The sequence below is a fragment of the candidate division WOR-1 bacterium RIFOXYB2_FULL_36_35 genome (genome assembly GCA_001771505.1).
GTDB lineage: Bacteria > Margulisbacteria > WOR-1 > XYC2-FULL-46-14 > XYC2-FULL-37-10 > XYB2-FULL-36-35.
In genome coordinates this window covers 32,690-52,864 of sequence record MEUA01000031.1, presented here as the reverse complement: position 1 = coordinate 52,864, position 20,175 = coordinate 32,690, and the positions used below count along the sequence as shown (strand labels likewise).

Below are 20,175 nucleotides of genomic sequence, written 5' to 3'. Positions count from 1 at the left end.
GAATATTGTAGTCGATATCACTATTCCAATTACGGACTGAAAGAGCTTTTAGATAAAGGGTTAGGAATTCTTTTTACAAGAAACCTTAATATAATACATGATGCAAGTGGATTCTCCTCTTCATGGAAGTATTATTTTTTAGGTGTTCCGTTTATCCCTGAGCAAACAAGAGGTATGTTTTTTGGTCAGTATTTCCTTATGGATGAGGAGGAACTGTGACCTGTTGTATAATGCCAATTCTTGCAATTTGCCATCTTAGAGAAACCAGGGATCAATCTTGTTTTTCTGGACCGTACAAAAATTGACTAATCAATCTATTTCATTTAGAATATATAAACTATCATGCGTTATGGACACTTTGACGATGCAAATTGCGAATACGTTGTTGAAAAACCTAATACTCCTCTGCCTTGGATAAATTATCTCGGGACTCAAAAATATTGCGCGCTAATATCTAATACTGCTGGTGGATACTCTTTTTATGAAGATCCCAGAGAGCGCAGAATTTTACGTTATCGTTATGACAATGTCCCTTTTGATCAGGGGGGTCGTTACCTTTATATTAGAAATAATAAAAATAAAGATATTTATTCTCCTACATGGCAGCCGGTTCAGAAAAAATTAGAGAAATATGAATGTAGACATGGACTGGGCTATACTTCAATTGCTTCTTTGTATAAAGGGATTAAAACGAAAATAACTTATTTTGTCCCAATGGATGAAAATTTAGAAATTTGGAAGGTGGAGATAGAAAACAAAACCAAAAAGAATCAAGATCTGACACTCTTTTCTTTTGTTGAGTTTTGTCTTTGGGATGCTGTTGGCGATTCGACTAATTTCCAGCGTACTTGGTCAATAGGCAAGGCGTATTGTGACGGATCTACGATAATTCATGATACCTTGCATAAAAGCTGGGTGGATATTCTTGCCTTTTTTGGCGCATCTGAAAAAATAGATAGTTTTGATTGTCAGCGGAAAAATTTTTTGGGGAATAATGGATATAATTCTCTTCAAAAACCTAAAGCTGTAGTTGACGGTCGGTGTTCTAATTCTGAAGCAATCGGCTGGGCTCCTGTAGGGTCCCATTGTATAAAATTGAAGTTAGCAAGCAACCAGAAGAAGACAATGATTTTTGTTTTAGGCGTTGCTCCTGACGAGAAAAAAGCGAAAGAACTTGTGAAGAAATTCACAAAAGTGCAAACGGTTGACCTGGAACTTACAGCAATAAAGGAATATTGGAAGAAAAATCTTTCTAAAATCCAGGTAAAAACCCCTGATGAAAATGTAAATTCCATGCTCAACATTTGGAATCAGTATCAATGTATGCAAACCTTTAACTGGTCTAGATATGCAAGTTATTATGAATCGGGAATCGGCCGTGGAATGGGATTTAGAGATTCCAACCAAGATACACTAGGGTTTGTTCATATAATCCCAGATAAGGTGAAAAAACGGATTCTTGATTTGGCTTCAATTCAATTTGAAGAAGGTGATACTTATCATCAATACTCTCCGATAACAGGAAAAGGGGCCCTTTATGGTTATTCCGATGATCATCTTTGGTTGATTGTTTCTGTTTCTAATTATATTAAAGCCACGGGTGATTGGAAAATATTGGACGAAGAAATCCCTTTTGCTGAAAAAGAGGAAATGATCCCTTTGCAGATGGGACATCATGATCATGTTGACATCCAGTTGAAGGATGAAAAACATAAGAAGGTTAAAAAAGCTACCTTATATGAACATTTAAAAAGAGCAATATTGTTTTCATGGAAAAATATAGGGCCGCATGGGTTTCCAAAGGCGGGATTTGCTGATTGGAATGATTGCTTAAATATGGTTGGCAAAAACGGGATGGCTGAGTCGGTTTTTGTGGCTGAATTGCTTGTTTTTGCCGCGCGTGAAATGATAAGCATTGCCAGTCATAAAGGATTGAAAAAAGATAAAGATTTTTTTGAAAATTCACTTTCTGAAATGGCCTCTTTAGTAAATGAATATGCCTGGGATGGGGAATGGTATTTGAGAGCTTTTGATGATGAAGGAAAACCTGTTGGAGCGAGTACGGATAAAGCAGCAAAAATCTTTCTTGAAACCCAACCGTGGGCTGTTATCTCTGGTGCTGCATCCAAGGATAGGGCGAAAATTTGTATGGATTCTGTTGCCAATCATCTGGAGACGGAAAAAGGGATAAAGTTACTACATCCTTCTTTTAAAGAATATAAACCTAAGCTTGGGGAAATTTCAACTTATCCTCCGGGGCTTAAAGAAAATGGATCTGTTTTTTGCCACACAAATCCATGGGTTGTAATAGCTGAATGTTTGTTAGGGCATGGAGACAAAGCTTTTAAATATTATAGTGCAACTCTTCCTTCAGCTCAAAATAATGTTGCTGATGTTAGAAAGACTGAGCCTTATGTTTACTGTCAAATGATAGCAGGTCCTGACCATCCTGATTTTGGGGAGGGGAAGAATTCCTGGCTTACTGGTGCTGCTTCATGGAGTTTTGTTGCCGCGATCCAATGGATAATAGGCGTCCGGCCGGATTATAATGGTCTAATTGTGGATCCGTGCCTCCCAAAAAAATGGAAAGAAGTTGAATTGAACATAACTGTTAGAGGCGTTAAATATAATATTAAAATCAGGAATAGTTTTAAGGTTAGTAAAGGCGTTAAGTTTTTGAAAGTTGATGGCCAAAGAGCTGACGGATGTTTGATTCCTTATTTTAAAGATGGGAAGGAACACAAAGTTGAAGCAATTTTGGCTTAATAAAAAGAAATCAATTATTCAATCTTCAAATCCCATGCTATTTTGGCATTTGACTTTTGTTAAGAAGTATCTTTTTTTAAGATTTTTAATTTTATTTTTTGTTTTTCTTTTTTTCTTTTTTTCAATGCCATCTTTAGCCCAGGATCTTTTGAAAAACAGTGGGTTTGAAGAAGGGTTGGTTAATAATATACCAAAATATTGGGGAGAAGAATATTATAACAGCTCTCTGCTCCCTGATCGTGGCGGAAATGTTTTAAAAATCATAAATGATTCTCCAAAAATGTCCTTGGGCGCGCAAACTATTGCAATAGACTGGAGAAAAATATCCAAAGTTACTCTTTCCGCGTGGATAAAATCTGAGAATGTTGTTCAGGGAAATGAAGATTGGAACCAAGCCAATATTCAGCTACTTTTTTTCGATGAAAAAGATGTGCAAGTTGGCGGATGGCCAAGCGTTGGAGCTTGGACAGGGAGTTTTGGCTGGAAATATGTTGCCAGGAATATTATTGTTCCAAAAGGTACGGTTAAAGCAAAAGTTGTCTTTGGCCTTTATGATTGTGCTGGGACTGTATATTTTGATGATATAAAACTTGTCCCTCTTCCCGATCAAAAAAATACAGACCCATATAATTTTTTGGAAAATGGAGGGCTTGAAGTTTGGGAAAAATGGGCATATGGAGGGTCGGAAGATTGGGCAATTATTAATAATAATGTTAAAGTTGGCAATGGTGCTTTGAGGATAAGAAATTCCACCCCTGTTTGGTCTTTTGTTTCTCAATCGGTCTCCGTGGACGGAAGAAAAGCAAAGAAAATAAAACTTTCCGGATATATTAAGGCTAAAGATGTTATTCCAGGGGTAAAACCGTGGCAACTTGCCAGGATTAACATTGAATTTAAGGATGGGAAGGGGAAGCGGTTGGATGGGTGGCCTATCTTGGAAGCTTTTTCAGGGACATTTGACTGGAAATTTATTGAAAATGAGTTTAATGTTCCAAAAGAGACCCGAAGGATTGACGTCTTTGCGGGTCTTTTGGAGTGTGCCGGGGAAGCATGGTTTGACGAAATAAAACTTATTGCGTTTGATAATGAAGGAAAAAAACTTCAACCTGGCGGTATTTATGTAACTGATACAAAAGATTGGAATGAGTTTATTCCACTTAATGAGTCATACAAAAAGACTGTTTCGGATGTAAGTTTTCTGCTTGACTCGCCAGCCGGAAAACATGGGTTTTTAAAGGTTAAAAATGGTCATTTTTATTTTGAGGATGGAACTAGAGTCCGATTTTGGGGGACCAATATATATGCCCCTTCAACTTTTCCTGAAAAACATGATGCTGAAATTATGGCAGAACGCCTTGCCAGATCAGGATGCAATCTTGTTCGTATCCATCATATTGATGCTTTTTGGTCCAATCCGAATATTTTTGATCAGAATTATGATGATACTCAACATTTATCCAAGGAATCTTTTGATAAATTAGACTATCTTATTTATCAGCTAAAGCGACGGGGAATCTATGTATTTATGGATCTCTTAGTGGATCGTGAGTTTAAAAAAGGAGATAACGTTAAGGATTGGCAGAATGTCGAGAGGGGGGCTAAGGTTACCGGCTTTTTTGATAATCGTATAATAGAACTTCAAAAGAAATATGCAGAACAAATTTTGACTCATAAAAATCCTTACACTGGATTGCGTTATGTTGATGACCCTGCGCTTGTTTCTGTTAAGCTTATTAACGAAGCAATGCTTTTTTATTTCGGCACGCAATTTAATATTTCTAAGCACTATCTTACTGATTTGGATGGGATGTTTAATGAATGGTTGCTAAAGAGATATAAAAATAGAAATAATTTAGATAAGACTTGGACGGATAAATATGGGCGCAAAGATTTAAAGCAGGACGAAGATCCCTACAGAAAAAATGTACAACGGGCAGATATTCCTCTTAAATATCAAAGAAGCGGCGCTGAAAAATATGAACCAAGCCGGCTTGCCGATACTTTAAAATTTTATGAGGAGCTGCAGGTTAAATATTATAAAGAGATGTCAGAATATTTAAAAAAACTGGGAGTTAAGGTTCCTATTTCCGGGTCGAATCACTGGGTTAATCTTTATGTTGATGTAAAAACAAATTCTTCTTTAGATTATATAGACAGACATCGTTATTGGGATCATCCTCAATTTGGATATGGCACACAAGTTGTTTTTGAAAATTTAAGTATGCTTCAGAATCCTGTAGATGCTCTGCCAAATAACTTTGCTTTTTACAATGTAAGCGACATCCCTTTTGTTGTTTCCGAATGGAATTGTTGTTTTCCTAATGAATTCAGGGTGGAAGGCCCTCTTGTTATGGCTGCATACGCCAATCTTCAGGATTGGGACGGAGTAATTCAATTTTCTTTTAACCATGCCGGATGGCAGGCTCCCATGGAAGACAACTTTGATGTTTCCGCGTGGCCCAATGTTTATTCTCAGCTTCCCGCAGCAGCGCTGCTTTTTTATCGGGGAGATGTTGCAGAAGCAAGAAAGAGCTTAAACTATCCTGTGTCGGATTCTGAATTGTATGGGCTTTTGGATGAAGATAAGATGATAGCCGGAAACCCTTATTTGCCCTATATCCTAAAAACTACGATTAATTTTAAAGGAAAAATTAATTCTATTCCAAAAGACTATGTTTCAAAATATCATGATAAGCAAAACAGAATAATATCTTCAGATACAGGTGAGTTGAAATTGGATTATGGCAAAGGGATATTTACAATAAATAGTGACAGGACTGAAGTTGCTATGGGCTTTATGAAAAACAGAATAATACAATTAAATGATTTTATCGTAGAACCTGAAAATGAATTTTGCTCTATAGCGTTTTCTGTTTTGAATGACAAACTAAAATTTAAGAAGATAGACGGCGGTACGATCCTTGTTACTGTTGCGGCAAAGATAGAAAATAAAAACCAGGAATATAATGAAAGCAAAACTCAACTTGCAAACGTTGGCGATGCTCCTCTTTTGACGGAGGGGGTGGAGGCAAAGATTACATTTAAAGGGGTACTCCCCAGAAGGATATCAGCCCTTGATATTAATGGGGATATTATAAAAACGATCCCTTTGAAGGGCAGGAGTTTTTATATGGATGCTTCAGACAAAGCATTCTTTTATGAAATGATTTTTTAATCTAATGAAATGTTTTTGTGATGCAAAAGCCTGGCATATTTTTCGCGCTATTTAATAAGCCCCGATTATTCTCCTCTAAACATGAGTCCTCGGGGCGAATTGAAAACAATGTCTCTACATAGTATAATAAAGCCTTCATGGGAGCAATAATTTCCTTTGTTAATCAGAAGGGTGGGGTTGGTAAAACAACCACTACGGTTAATTTGGCTGCTTATTTAGCCTCTTTTAATAAAAAAGTTTTGGTGATAGATATAGATCCTCAAGGAAATGCAACGGTTGGCTGTGGGATTGAAAGACAAAGTCTTGAAATGTGCATATATAACATCCTTGTTGATCAAGTTCCTGTTATTGATGCTATTAAGAAGACAATTGTGAGTAATCTTGATATTATTCCCGCGACATCCCGTTTGGCTGGAGCTGAAGTTGAACTGGTATCGGTTTTTGAGAGGGAGTTTAGATTGAAAAAAGCGCTTTCTGCTGCAAAAGATATTTATGATTATCTAATGATTGATTGCCCCCCCTCCTTAAATCTTTTAACTGTTAATGCATTGACCGCTTCTGATGAAGTTATGATCCCTATACAGTGTGAATATTATGCCCTGGAAGGGATAAGTCAGCTTATTTCGACGTTAGATCTTGTTAGAGAGAGGCTAAATCCTATGCTTAAAGTTGGAGGTGTCCTTCTTACGATGCACGACCAGAGAACTGTTTTAGCCAATCAAGTTGTAGAAGAGGCCCGTAAACATTTTGGCGCAAAAGTTTTTCAAACAATCATACCTAGAAATGTGCGTTTGGCTGAAGCCCCAAGTTTTGGCCAGCCAATAATGTTTTATGATCCTACATCAAAAGGGGCGTTGGCCTATGAAAAATTAAGCAGGGAGGTAATTGGCGATGAATAAAAAGGGTTTAGGCAGAGGTTTATCAGCGTTAATTCCTGAAGGGTCTGTTTTTACCGGCGGAAGAACAATTGTGAATATTCCTATAGATAAAGTTATTCCGAACCCGCGTCAGCCAAGAACAGTTTTTAATGAAGATAGCTTGAAAGAACTTGCAGAGAGCATAAAAAGCACTGGAGTCGCCCAGCCTATTCTTGTTCGTTTAAGAAAAGGAAATTATGAACTGGTTGCAGGAGAACGGAGGCTTCGTGCCGCAAAAATAGCAGGACTTAATGTTATCCCTTCGATTATTAAAGATTTTAGCGATCAAGAGTCTGTTCAGTTGGCCTTAATAGAAAATTTACAGAGGGAAGATTTAAACCCCATGGATGAAGCTGAAGCATATTCCAAATTGCTTTCTGAGTTTAGCATGAGCCAAATTGACATAGCAAATAAAGTCAGTAAAAATCGTTCCACAATTGCAAACATGCTAAGATTAAATGAACTGCCTGAAGAGATGCGTGATTCTCTTCGTAAGGGAGAGATTTCTTCCGGCCATGCAAGAGCTCTTTTATCTCTTTCTGACAGTAAAAAGAGATTATTGATTTTTGGGGATATTATAAAAAATAAGCTTAGCGTGAGAGATGTAGAGCTTATTGTTTATGGCGGGCCAAAACCTTCAAAAAACAAGAAAATCTCAAAAAGAGCTGTGAAAATTGATGATGAACTTAAACCATGGCTTGAGAAACTTACTTTTTGTTTGGCAACCAAAGTTCACCTTAGAGGGAATAAAAATCGTGGCAGAATTGAAATAGATTTTTTTTCTCAGGAAGACCTTGAAAGGATTTTGGATATTATTTTGGGAGAAAAGGTTAAAAGAGTTGAACCTGTGTTTGTAACAGAAGGAGGGATTGAAATTGATAAGCAAATTAATTAAGTTGGTATTGGGTGTTGTTTTTGTGGCTTTTGGAGTTTGGGCTATTGTTGTGTGGTGGGGAGATGTTTTGTTGTTGGTGAGGGGTGGGGTAGGATTTATGTTGATACTTGTAGGATTAGTCTGCTTTGCTGTTTTAGATTAGAAACTTATTTTAGAGATAAGATTTTTCTAAGTAAGCTCATGAAATGATTTTTTGGCTTGGGAGCGATAAAAAGCTATTTATTTTTATTGTGTTTGTTGTATCTTTGATGGGTCTGTTGAATAATGGTCATTCCCGTGAAAACGGGAATCTATTTCTCATAAAACAACCCCGATTATTCATATGCTCGAGGGATGAACCCCGATTATCCTAATCGGGGTGAATAATCGAGGTTAATCAGGGGGGCAGTCTTTTTTTAGATTTTCTATAGTTTCTGTTACAGAAAGGTTCTCTTTTGCTGATTGTATTATGCTTCTATACATTTTCTTTGTTTTTGGGTCAGATTTTTCCATGACAGCATATAGCTTTGCTTCAAGCTCTGCTCTTGCTTGAGAGGTTAAAATCGAGTAAATTCCCAAGAAATCTATAAGTTGTTTTTGTAATTTGCTGTTTAAATCAGTCATGGTTAAATTATATCACATATGGTATAATACTTAAGACGTGGTAGATATCTTTCCTTTTTGTGGCGTATTATACAATAAAAAAAGAGTGAAAAAGCTTTCAAATGTTCTCTCTCCCCCTTATGATGTCATCAAAGATGAAGAGCAAGAGTTTCTTTACAATTTATCTGACTTTAATATGGTTAGGCTTATTTTGGGAAAGGATTTTCCTGGGGATAATGAATATAACAATAAATATGTTAGGGCTGCCTCTTCATTTAATGGTTGGATTCGTCATGGAATTTTATCTGTTGAGGAAAAGCCGTCGCTGTATGTTTATGAACAACAATTTAAATATGGGACAAAGACGTATTCTAGAACAGGGATTATTGCTCTTTTAAGATTTGATGATGTTTCCAAGCGAAAGGTTGTTCCTCATGAATTTACTTTGCCTACGCCAAAACGTGATCGTATAAGCCTTATACGTTCTGCGTCAGCAAATTTTGATAATGTTTTTTCCCTGTTTTCTGATGAAAAAGGAAAAATTTCTAAAATCATGAAAAAAATGAAAAAAGGGAAACCCGAACTAGATGTCAAAGACGTAAAAGGGATAATAAATAGACTTTGGAAAGTAAAAAAGAGATCGGAAATAAAAAAGATCCAAAAATACTTTAAAGATAAAACCGTTTTTATCGCAGATGGACATCATCGATATGAGGCTGCGCTTCAATTTAAAAATGAAATGAAAGTTCGTAATACCAGATTTACAGAAGAAGAAGCTTATAATCATGTAATGATGGATTTTGTTCCTATCCAGAGCTTGGGGCTGGTTGTTCTTCCTATCCATCGAGTTTTGAAAATACCTTTACAGTTTAGCGCTCAATATGTTTTAACTCAGCTTGAGGCTTATTTTGATATTTTTGAGTATCCATTTAAAAAGAAATCTGAAGATAAAATAAAAAAGAAAATGACAAAAGAGCTTCAGAAAAAATCAAATGAGCATGCTTTTTGTTTTTATTTTAAGGAGATACCTGACACGTATTATATTTTGGCCTTAAAAAAGGATGTGATTATTCATGACATCATAAAAGAAGATAAATCTGATAACTGGAAAAATTTAGATGTTACTATTTTACATAGTCTGGTTTTTAAAAACCTTTTAGGCATTGAGGATAATGAAAATTTCATATTTACAAAGCATCAGGAAGAAGCTTTAAACTATGTTAAAGATCAGAATGCCTCTTTAGCTGTTTTATTAAATCCTGTAAAAGTTGAGGACATAATAAAAATAGCTGAAAAGTTTGAAAAGATGCCTCAAAAATCAACATATTTTTATCCTAAGCTGACAAGCGGAGTAATTATGAACAGAATTATTCTGGGTGAGAAGATTGAATAGTGAAATTTCTTAGGACAATTTTTTTATTTTTTACGGTTTTTTTGACTTTTTTTGTTGGTACAGGAATCACTCTTTTTTCTTCATTTTTTACGTCATCGCCCAAAAAGAGAAAAACATTTCAACGATCAGCCGCTATATGGTCGCGTTTACTTATATGGTTAAGCGGAGTTCCTGTTCATGTTACGGGAAGAGAAAATATCCCACGGGGAGAGCCATTGATTTTTGTTTCCAATCATCAAGGCGCTATTGATATATTAATTCTTTTGGCTGTTTTGCCTGTGGGGTTTAGGTTTATTATTAAAGAGGAACTTTTTAAAATTCCGTTTTTTGGATGGTATTTGAGACGTTGCGGTTATATTCCAGTTGACAGGGGGACAAGAAAAGGGGCTCTCAACATGTTTTTAATGTCCAGGGAGGCGCTTGCCAGCAAAGATAGTATCTTGATTTTTCCTGAAGGGACAAGAAGCCCTGACGGCACTCTCAAGGAATTTAAGAGGGGAAGTATGTTGTTAGCGATAAAAAACAAGGTTCGGGTTCTTCCTATTGCGATATCAGGAAGTTTTGAAATTATGCCAAAGCATAGTATGGTTATACACTCGGTTCCTGTAACTTTAAAGATTGGAAAGCCCATCTCTTTGGAAGAGTACGGGAAAGATCCTGACAGAGCGAACGAAGAGGTTTATAGAATTATTGAGAGCATGCTTTAACCCCGAGCATCATAATCGGGGTTCACTGTTTTCTCCTGACTTCCGCACAAGCCTCAAAAAATGTTAATTCCTCTCGTAAAAAGTTGCGATTTGGGTGTTGCAAACTAAACTTAATGACAAGATTTCGTATGAAATCATTCACCCCGATTTCCTAATCGGGGTTCATACCAGAATCAATAACTAACAAATTATCAAATATTACTCGATGTATGAATAATCGGAGTTAAATATATTTCAACCTCACCAAGCGATCATTAAAAATCTTATATACTCCTTCCTGTATTGACGTTCGTAACCTTCTGCAATATTAGATGATATGCCAACAACAGCCCTTCTTATTTGAGAAGTTATGCCAAATTTTTCTTCGGAAGGGAAAAGCTTTGTAGCCTTGTACACCTCTACCGCTAAATCATATGACTTTTTCCAAACTTTCAAGTCTTTAAAAGTTCTAATATCCATGTTTGTTTTTTCCCTTACTCGATCCCTTGAAACCTAGAAACCTTGACACCTTTTTTGTAGCAATTTTCATTCCATGACTCTAACATCTCTATTGCCCCCTAAAATAAAGGAGAATTTCAAGTAGAGCTTTTAAACCGTAGACGAGAATTCGTCACCCATGACCTTAGGACATTTATTGGACAATTGGGGTTAATTGTTTTAGAAGAGATTATAACGACTTGTTTTTTCTATAGATTTTAATATGCTTGCATATCTCATGACGCTATATTGACCTGGAGAATTTTGTATTGTATCTCTCAAAGCAGGAACTGCCGCTTTTCCTAGTTTTTGCAATCTTTTTATTGTTCTTTGGCTATCTACTGCCAATCCCTCTATCAACTGAAAAGCAGTTAATCTTCTCTCTTCTTCTGACCCTTTCTTTGTGTTTCTTGCTTTTTTTAGCGCTTTTGCAACTATTGATTTTTTTTCTCCGCAACCATTGAGCAGATGATCTTCCAAAATTTGGATAGCTTCTTCTCTGTTTATTTCTAACAACAAATTAACGGCTGCTTCGACTCTAAAGGCATAAGAATCATTTAGTGCGCTTTTTAGCGCATAAATAGCATCGTTCCCAAGATTTTTAACTTCTTGTGTTGAAGGTTTCTTTTCTTCCCATCTATCAATTAATATGTACGCGTATAGCCGCTTATATTCGGCAGTTCCAGGCTTTAGTTTTCTGACGTTTATCATTACCCCTGCTATTGCCGCCCTTGTATTTGATAAAGAAAAAAGGTTCAATCTTTCATCCAGCAAGGAAAGCTTTTCTGGTGGGATTGTCTTTTTTAGTAAAGGAACAACTCCTTCACAATTTATAAAATAGGGATTGTGTTTGATCTCTTCTTTTAGAGCAGGCAAAATATTTCTTCCTAATTTTTGAGCTTCTTTATATTCCCTTTTTTGAATTAAATGATAAGCTATTAGCTTTTGGTATTCATCTGTTTCACTTTCAAGCTTTTTTATTTTAATTATTGTTAATGCAGCTAATGCTCTAATATAGGAATTATTATCTTTTAGTCCTTTTTCCATTGCAGAGAGAGCTTGTTCTCCAAGCTTCACGCAATTATCAAAAGAGGTTTTTCCTATGATTAAGGTATAAGCATATAGCTCCTTATACTCACTAGAGCCTTTTTTTAGATTTTTAAGTTTGATTAGTGTTTTTGCCGCTGCGCTTCTTACTGACGCTTCGGCATTATTTAATTGCTTTTCAATCGCAGCAACTGCTGTTTCATTCTCTATAAATCCAATTGCCTCGATAATTGATTTTACTATTCTCATTGAATCCTCATCCCAATTAAATTGAGAATAGTATTCAAGCCCTTGCAAGAGTGTTGGAAGAGAAGAAGAATTTCCTAAATGGCCGATAGCTTTTGCTGCATTTTTTTTGACCTCTACAGTTTCTTCCCCATCTCTCAATATTTGTTCAAAAGCTTTAATTGCTTTTTCTCTCCAGTTTAAATAATACTCTTCTATTTTTTCAGGATCAATTTTTTTAATTGCTTTTTGTAAGTCACTAAAATTCTTTATTTTTCCTTCCAGATCTAAAAGTGAAATATATAGAACTATTTTTCTGTACAATTGTTTTCTTGCGATTGCTACTTTGGCTTTTGATGATGGCTTTGGGGCTAAGTGTAATAAGCCTTTTTGAGAGAACAGTTTTATTCTTATTAATCTGTCAAAATATTCCGCGGCAACATGTTCCTCCGTCAAATCTTTCAAAGGAGCGCGTTTTGTTGGGTGTTCTTCCGGAAAAGTTGGGAATCTTTCTTCTTGGTTATTGAAGGAAGAATCTTTATGGCGACTTGTGAAGTAATACCCGCCCGTTTTAAAGACTTTTGCTTGAGGTGAACGATCTTCAAGATTACCATTGAGAATAGCATGGAAATTACTTCTATCGGCTAACTCTGTTACTACCCTGTGGATACTCCATCCCATGCGCGGGGTTCTAATGTTGAGAAATCGAAACATCCAATGCCCTATTTCTGCTTTTATTGTTGAATCTATAGATTTGGGTTCATAGATTATCTTTCTTCTATTAAACATATTGATTGTTGCTGTTATTTTGTTTTTTTCAGGATTATATTCTCCATAATCATTTCCGTATCCGTCTTCAAAAATGCTTAGTTCTTCATTTAAACCTTTTATTCCCACTTGGTCTTCCATTAATCTCATTTCCAGCCAGAGAGCTTTTTTGTATTCTTCTTCTAACTGAGAATCTTCAATTTCCTTAGGGTTGAATTCTAATTCTTTTTTAAATTGAGGATATTCTTCGTATTTTTCTAAGCCTGCGCTTCCTGCTCTTGCCCAGAATTCAAACATTACTAAAGCTTTTCCCTGTGTTAAATCAGATTCTTGAACAAAAGATCTGACTTTTAACATGAAACAGTTTCTCATATATTCAAAATTGTTTTTGTTTACTCCTTGGTTTTGTATATTATTAAAGTCCCAGTTGAAAAGCATCCAGGCTGTTTCCGGTTTTATGGCACCGACAGCTAACATCTGTTTTAGTATATAAACAGTAAAGGAAATATAATGTTGTCCTAAACTGGTTAGATTGTTTAATTCTTCTTGGGAGGGGAGCTTGTCTATCTTTTTGTCTATATTTTGAGGAAAACCATAATAACATAATGAATGTGTGATTGTTTTTCTGGCATCTCCTGTTATTTCAGGCAGATGTTGCCTTGAAGGTGTTTTGTCCCCGGGGAATTTCCATCTTACGGGAAAAGAGCCGTATTTACTTCCTTTAAATGTTGATGTTTGTATTTGAGTATTTAGCATGATTTGTATATATATCGTTAATTCTGAGGTTGAATTTCGGAAGGGAACTTTTTTATATGGGCATGGTGTGTCCATAAGGAATTTCAAGCCCCGATAATGATAATTTCTGGTTTAAACGTGAATAGTCGGGGTTAATGTGGGGTGCTTATTTCTCAACAGTTCCGATATTATTAAATGCCTCAGAAATCGATCCGGCTACCGCGATTTCTATTTTGGAAGTTTTTATCTGTTTCAGATTCCCTTTTGGAATTAGAATCTTCTTAAAGCCGAGCTTTTCGGCTTCTGTTATCCTTTTTTCGATCTGATTAACAGCTCTTACTTCTCCCGTTAATCCTATTTCTCCGACAGCGATTAAATCTTCCGGAAGCGGTTTGTTTTTATAGGAAGACGCGACTGCCAGCGCCATGGGGAGGTCGATGGCAGGTTCCGCAACCTTTATCCCTCCAGCAATGCTTACAAAAATATCAAGAGACGATAGTTTTAAATTGGCTTTTTTCTCCAGAACAGCCAGAATCATCATCAATCTGTTGTAATCAATGCCGACCGATGTTCTTCGTGGCATTACCATCTTTGTATATGCTGTTAAGGCTTGTACTTCAATTAAAAGAGGTCTTGATCCTTCTATAATGGCTGTAATTGTTGATCCGCTTTCTCCTTTGGGCCTTTCTGCCAGGAAGATTTCAGATGGATTGTCAACTGTTACAAGCCCTGTTTCTGTCATTTCAAAGATACCGACTTCTGATATAGATCCGAATCTGTTTTTTATCCCTCGAAGAATTCTAAACTGTTTGTGTTGTTCTCCCTCAAAATAGATGACAGCATCAACTATGTGCTCCAAAATTCTAGGCCCTGCGATGTTCCCTTCTTTTGTGACATGCCCGATTATAAATATTGGGATATGAGTCTCTTTTGCTATTTTTACCAGGTAAGCTGCACACTCTCTCACCTGTGAAACAGATCCCGGGGCAGAATCTATATCTTCACGAAACATTGTTTGTATAGAATCTATTATTACGATTTCAGGCTTTTCTTGTTCTATCCCTTTTTCTATTAAAAATAAATTTGTTTCGGCATAAACCTTAATTTTTTCAGATAGCGCTCCAAGTCGTTGAGCCCTGATTTTAATTTGTTTTGCTGATTCCTCTCCTGAAGCATAAAGGATTTTTTTGTCTGATTTATTTGCAATTTGCAGCATTAAGGTTGATTTCCCGATTCCCGGATCACCGCCCACTAAAATTACAGCCCCCGGGACAATCCCACCCCCTAAAACCCTGTCAAATTCTTCCACTCCGGATGATTTTCTCTCTTCTTGGTTATAATCTATATCTTTTATTGATAGTGGAGTTGTATTTAACTCGGCATGTTTGGGTTTGTAGACTGTTTGTTTAGCTTTCACGGTTTTTTCTTCGACCAGACTGTTCCAGGCGCCACAAGATTGACATTGCCCTGACCATCTCGGGAAATCATTCCCGCAATTTTGGCAAAAAAAACGTGATTCGGTTTTCATTTATTCTTTAAAGAGGTTTCTTTGACCAACAGCGATTTTTGCAGATTTTTTGAATTTGTTTTTAAAGTGCTGAAAATTATTTTGTTGTCTTTTGTATCAGCTTTTATTTCCGAACCAAATATAATTTTCCCCCGAAGAACCTCTTCCGAAAGGGGATCTTCAATATAGTCTTCGATAGTACGTCTCAAAGGCCTGGCTCCAAATTTGGGGTCGTAGCCTTTTTCCACAAGAAAATCTTTAGCTTTTTTTGTGATTTTAATAGACATCTCTTTTTCTTTTATTCTTTCGTTGATGTCTTCTATCATTAAGTCTACTATTTCAGCTAAATCCTCCTTTGACAATGGAGCGAAAACAACTGTTTCATCTATTCTGTTTAAAAACTCCGGCTTAAACTCTTTTGAAAGTTTTTCCAGAACTTCTTTTTTTGTTTTTTCGTAGTTGGCATGCGCATCTTCTCTGTTTATAAAGCCAATTGAAGATTCCTTCTGAAAAAGATCTCCGCCGATATTGCTTGTCATTATTAATACTGTGTTTTTAAAATCGACTTTCCTCCCTTGCGCGTCAGTTGCAGTTCCGTCATCTAAAATTTGAAGAAGGATATTCATTACGTCTTTATGTGCTTTTTCAATTTCATCAAATAAAACGACAGAATGTGGTTTTTTGCGGATAGGTTCTGTTAGTAATCCACCTTCGCCATGGCCTATATAGCCGGGAGGGGAGCCTAGCAATCGTGATATCGTATGAGATTCTAAATATTCCGACATATCAATTCTGACCATTGCATCTTTGTCTCCAAACAAAAACTCCGCCAAACATTTTGCCAGCTCTGTTTTTCCAACGCCGGAAGGGCCAAGAAATATAAATGATCCTATAGGCCTGTTTGGATTTTTAAGTCCTGTCCGAGCTCTTCGTATGGATTTTGAAATAGTTGTTATTGCCTCTTTTTGGCCTACGACTTTTTGAGATAATTCTTCTTCCATCATTAGCAGCCTTTTTGTTTCTTCGGAAGTTAATTGGGTAATAGGAAATCCTGTCCATGCGGAGACAACTTCTGCTATAGCTTCGGAATCTACAATTGGCAGTTCATCATAAGATACTCCAACAACTTTTTTTGATGCTTCTTCATACTTATTTTTTAGTTGCATCTCTTCATCTCTTAACTTAGCAGCTATTTCAAAGTCCTGATTTTGTATGGCAGCCTCTTTTTTTGTTTTCATCTCTTCTAATTTTTTGTTGAGTTCTAAAAGTTCGGGAGGCGCAATGTTTGATTTGAGCATTATTTTTGAGGCGGCTTCATCCATTAAATCTATTGCTTTGTCAGGAAGTTTTCTGTCGGCGATATAACGATCCGAAAGCCTTGCAGCAGAAACAAGAGCATCGTTTGTAATTCTTACTTTATGGAAATCCTCATAACGGCTTCTTAAACCTTTTAAAATTTCAATTGTGTCTACAACCTTTGGCTCGTCAACAATTACTGACTGGAATCTTCTTTCCAATGCGGGATCAGATTCTATTTTTTTCCTGTATTCATTTAGCGTTGTTGCTCCAATTACATGAATCTCTCCGCGCGCAAGGGAAGGTTTTAGTATGTTTGCCGCATCCATGGCCCCTTCTGCGGCCCCTGCTCCTATTAGAGTGTGAAGTTCGTCTATAAAAAGGATTATTTTCCCTGACTTTATTATTTCTGTCATTATCTTTTTTAGTCTTTCTTCAAATTCTCCTCTGTATCTTGTCCCCGACACCAAAAGACCAAGATCTAAAGAGATAATTCTTTTGTTTAGTAGGGGGCTTGGAATGTCTGCCGCAATAATTCTTTGGGCTAGTCCCTCAACAATGGCTGTCTTTCCAACTCCCGCTTCTCCTAAAAGTACAGGATTATTTTTCTTGCGGCGAGATAAAATCTGGATTACTCTTTCTATCTCTTTGTGCCTGCCTATGACAGGGTCAAGTTTTGATTCTCTGGCAAGTTTTGTTAAATCCCTACTAAAACTGTCGAGAAACGGAGTATCACTCCTTTTGGGGAATTGTTTGTGTTGGGTAGTCTGTTGAGTCATGTATGAAATCAGGCTCTGTTTTGCCTGTTGTTCAGTTATGTTATATTTCTTAAACAATTCGGCTGTTATCCCTGATTCTATTCTTAACAAGGCAAGAAATAAATGCTCTGCGCCAATATAATTATGTCCCAGGGTTCTTGCTTCTTCCCATGATATTTCTATTACTTTTTTTACATTGTTTGAAAATGGAATTTCTTGTTTTTGTATGGTAATTTCCGACGGCAGATTTTTTTCTAAGATTGTCCTTAGTTCTTCGGCATAAAGGCCTAAAGCTTCAAATGTTTTAATTATTATAGATTCTTTTTCTCTTATCATTCCAAGTAAAAGATGTTCTACTCTAACTTCGGAAGCTTTCATCTTTTTTGCCTCTTCTTGGGCCGACATTATTATGCGAATTGCATGTTCAGAAAACCTTTCAAACATATAAAAAATTATAACATTTGTGCAAGTTTTAAGCAATTAACCCCGATATTTTATATTGAAAGCGCAATATATTTTAAAGGAACTTTTATGTGGGAAACTAGAGGGGATAAAAGCATGCATATAGATTTTAATAGTTCTTTGCCGCGCTTTTCTAAGACAGGATTGTCTTCCGTGTGGATGATTGGTGAAAACATAGAACATGATGTAAGTAAAGGTTTTTCTGATCCTTCCCCTTCTATTCGTTTGTCTGAATTTAGGCATTTTCAAGAGGTAGGCAGTTTGCCTCCGGGGTTTTTAAGCTGCGCTACGGAATCTTCTAATTTTCCCCAAATTTCTGAGGTAGCATAATAATAAAAGTTGTCCCTTTTCCAACTGTGCTTTTTACTTTAATTGAGCCTTTATGTTCCTCTATAATCCTTAACGTTATCGGCAAACCCATTCCGGTCCCTTTAACCTTTGTTGTGAAAAACGGATCAAACAATGATTTTAGGTGTTCTTCGTCTATTCCAGGGCCTGTGTCTGAAATTTCAACAAAAATTGCTTTTATAGCTCCCTTTTCGAGAAGAGAGTCTTCCTTGTAATCTGTCTGAACAACTTCCCCTATATCGGTTTTTACAATGAGTTCACCATTTTTATCCATTGCTTGTATAGCATTTAAAATTAAATTGACGAAAGCTTGTGATAATTGTTGTGGATCGCCTGTAATTTCAGGTAGTTCTGTAAACTTTGTGCTGAGGCGGATATTGTTTTTTTTGCATTCACTTTCGAAAAGAGTGAGTATTTCCTCAAGAATTATATTGACATTTACTTTCCCCATTTCTGGTTTACTTGGTCTGCCAAACTTAAGGAGACTTTCTGCTATTTTGTTGATTCTTTCGATTTCCGCGGGAACTATCTGCGCAAATTTCTCTCGGAATTCTTTGTCTTCCCATCTGCTTAGCAATAGCTGAGAAAAGGTTCTAAGCGATACCAGAGGATTTTTTATTTCATGAGCCATTCCCGCGGACATTGTTCCTAACGCGGCTAATTTTTCAGAAAGTATTAAACGATCCTGGCTGTCTTGCAGATAGCGGGTCATTTTATTAAAAGCAAGAGCCAGCTTACCTATTTCATCTGAAGATTCAATATCTATTTTTGCGCTTAAATCTCCGTGGGAGATTGCTTCTGTCCCTTGGGTAAGTTTATGTATGGGACTTTCTATGCTTTGGGCCAGAATCAATCCTGTTATAACGGTTAGAGTTAAACCTATTATTACAAAAATCAAAGAATTTGTTTCTAATTGGCGCATTTCATAAAAGGCATCTTTTAATGGCTCTTCCACTATTAAGGCGCCGCCAAATTTTCTGATTGGAAGAAAAGCCCCTGCCTTAATTTGCCCAAAATCATCTTCTCCCAGTATTCCTGACCCGGATTTTCCGGAAAGAGCTTTTTTTACATATATTATTTCTTTAAAGTTTTGTTTAATAAAAACTCGGGTTTTGTCGGGATGGGCTATGATATTGCCTTGCGAATCTATTACAAAGGCAATTCCCGTTCTTCCGATTTTTTTATTTTCTACAATATTTTGAAGAGCATCATTATCAGGAGTATCAAGAAGCTCTATTTGGTCTCGGATGTTTTTTGCTATTTCGTTATAACTTAAGAAGATTGATTTTTGAAGAGCTTGTTTGCTTAGATTTAATGTTACAAGAGTTGTTATTTCAAAAAGAATAACTATAATAAGCACAAAAATAAAGACTAATTTAAATAATATCCTGCTCCTGAAAAAGCTAAAAGGGCTTTTTGCTAGGGGTGATTTGCTAGGGATTATCTCAGCCAGCGTTAAAAGAATTGTTCCTGAAAGAATTGTAATCCATGAAATCAGTAGATAATAATTGTTTTGTGTTGCAAGATATGCAATTGTCGGCAAAACCGATGAGAAAACTAAAAAAGAACCTAAACATTCGTAGAGCAACAGAGTTTTTTCCGCCCCCTTTTTCTTGAAAGAGAAAAAGAGAGAGACTATTGAAAGCAATAGCCATGTGTTTGACCAGACAGGGCGAAGAAGTGTTGGAATAGAAAAATTTACCATTGGTTCTACTCCTTCAACCCTGTATACAAGGCTTATGGAAGAGGCTCCAACTCTGTAAATCATTGTTAGCGCAGAGATAAAAAATATCCATAGAATAATATTGATCATTTTGGGATTAAATCTAAATTTTATGAATAAAAGTATTAAAAATGCATCGAGGATTAAGTTGTAAGAAATTAATCTCTGGATGAAGATAAGTGAAGATAAAGGGGTCCCCAAATTGTAAAGCATTTGGGAAATAATTATAAGGCATGGGTATATCGCAAAAGAAAAAAGGGCAAGACTTAGAATGAAATCCTTTTTTTGTTTCTGTTCAAAAAATTTTTTACCAAATGCGAAAGAAGTAAAGAGCAATACTCCTACGCTAAAAATCTCAGTAAAAATAGTTATTATTACTATTGTTGGAAGCATT

13 protein-coding genes and 1 pseudogene are annotated in these 20,175 nt (G+C 36.2%); 8 read left to right on the top strand and 6 right to left on the bottom strand.

The features are described from left to right. The 5 genes and pseudogenes from A2290_08790 (at nucleotide 1) to A2290_08770 (ending at nucleotide 7,753) form a co-directional block, all read left to right on the top strand. Nucleotides 1-219 (top strand): annotated as a pseudogene (locus tag A2290_08790) (hypothetical protein). Nucleotides 220-342: 123 nt separating this feature from the next. Next, complete coding sequence (locus A2290_08785) at nucleotides 343-2,766, top strand: hypothetical protein (GenBank protein OGC14775.1); 2,424 nt, start codon at nucleotides 343-345, stop codon at nucleotides 2,764-2,766. Further along, nucleotides 2,729-5,941 carry a hypothetical protein gene (locus A2290_08780; GenBank protein ID OGC14774.1) on the top strand — a complete coding sequence of 1,071 codons (3,213 nt, stop codon included), beginning with the start codon at nucleotides 2,729-2,731 and terminating at the stop codon, nucleotides 5,939-5,941. The genes A2290_08785 and A2290_08780 overlap by 38 nt, the downstream gene beginning before the upstream one ends. Nucleotides 5,942-6,078: 137 nt before the next feature. Continuing rightward, nucleotides 6,079-6,840 carry a sporulation initiation inhibitor Soj gene (locus A2290_08775; GenBank protein ID OGC14773.1) on the top strand — a complete coding sequence of 254 codons (762 nt, stop codon included), beginning with the start codon at nucleotides 6,079-6,081 and terminating at the stop codon, nucleotides 6,838-6,840. Further along, nucleotides 6,833-7,753 (top strand): hypothetical protein, encoded by a 921-nt coding sequence (locus A2290_08770; GenBank protein OGC14772.1) that lies wholly within the window; start codon nucleotides 6,833-6,835, stop codon nucleotides 7,751-7,753. The genes A2290_08775 and A2290_08770 overlap by 8 nt, the downstream gene beginning before the upstream one ends. Nucleotides 7,754-8,125: 372 nt before the next feature. On the opposite strand, the gene A2290_08765 is transcribed toward A2290_08770, so the two are convergent. Next, nucleotides 8,126-8,356, bottom strand: coding sequence for a hypothetical protein (locus A2290_08765; protein ID OGC14771.1), 231 nt, complete (start codon nucleotides 8,354-8,356; stop codon nucleotides 8,126-8,128). Nucleotides 8,357-8,441: 85 nt separating this feature from the next. On the opposite strand from A2290_08765, the gene A2290_08760 reads away from it, so the two are divergent. After that, nucleotides 8,442-9,728 carry a hypothetical protein gene (locus A2290_08760; protein ID OGC14770.1) on the top strand — a complete coding sequence of 429 codons (1,287 nt, stop codon included), beginning with the start codon at nucleotides 8,442-8,444 and terminating at the stop codon, nucleotides 9,726-9,728. Next, nucleotides 9,728-10,435 carry a hypothetical protein gene (locus A2290_08755; GenBank protein ID OGC14769.1) on the top strand — a complete coding sequence of 236 codons (708 nt, stop codon included), beginning with the start codon at nucleotides 9,728-9,730 and terminating at the stop codon, nucleotides 10,433-10,435. Before A2290_08760 ends, A2290_08755 begins: the two co-directional genes overlap by 1 nt. A gap of 240 nt (nucleotides 10,436-10,675) precedes the next feature. On the opposite strand, the gene A2290_08750 is transcribed toward A2290_08755, so the two are convergent. The 4 genes from A2290_08750 to A2290_08735 form a co-directional block, all read right to left on the bottom strand. Then, complete coding sequence (locus A2290_08750; GenBank protein ID OGC14768.1) at nucleotides 10,676-10,894, bottom strand: hypothetical protein; 219 nt, start codon at nucleotides 10,892-10,894, stop codon at nucleotides 10,676-10,678. Nucleotides 10,895-11,092: 198 nt separating this feature from the next. Next, nucleotides 11,093-13,708, bottom strand: coding sequence for a hypothetical protein (locus tag A2290_08745; GenBank protein ID OGC14767.1), 2,616 nt, complete (start codon nucleotides 13,706-13,708; stop codon nucleotides 11,093-11,095). A gap of 145 nt (nucleotides 13,709-13,853) precedes the next feature. Beyond that, entirely contained in the window at nucleotides 13,854-15,215 is a 1,362-nt protein-coding gene (locus A2290_08740; GenBank protein ID OGC14766.1) for a DNA repair protein RadA, read from the bottom strand. Next, the gene (locus A2290_08735; GenBank protein OGC14777.1) at nucleotides 15,212-17,692 is read right to left on the bottom strand and encodes an ATP-dependent Clp protease ATP-binding subunit ClpC; all 2,481 of its coding nucleotides are present in this window, start codon (nucleotides 17,690-17,692) and stop codon (nucleotides 15,212-15,214) included. Before A2290_08735 ends, A2290_08740 begins: the two co-directional genes overlap by 4 nt. Here A2290_08735 and A2290_08730 point away from each other — a divergent pair. Beyond that, on the top strand, nucleotides 17,669-18,040 hold the full coding sequence (locus tag A2290_08730) for a hypothetical protein (protein ID OGC14765.1): 372 nt from the start codon (nucleotides 17,669-17,671) through the stop codon (nucleotides 18,038-18,040). The genes A2290_08735 and A2290_08730 overlap by 24 nt on opposite strands. Here A2290_08730 and A2290_08725 read toward each other — a convergent pair. Next, nucleotides 18,009-20,174, bottom strand: a complete 2,166-nt coding sequence (locus tag A2290_08725) for a hypothetical protein (protein ID OGC14764.1) — start codon at nucleotides 20,172-20,174, stop codon at nucleotides 18,009-18,011. The two genes, A2290_08730 and A2290_08725, sit on opposite strands and share 32 nt — an antisense overlap. Nucleotide 20,175 lies beyond the last annotated feature (1 nt).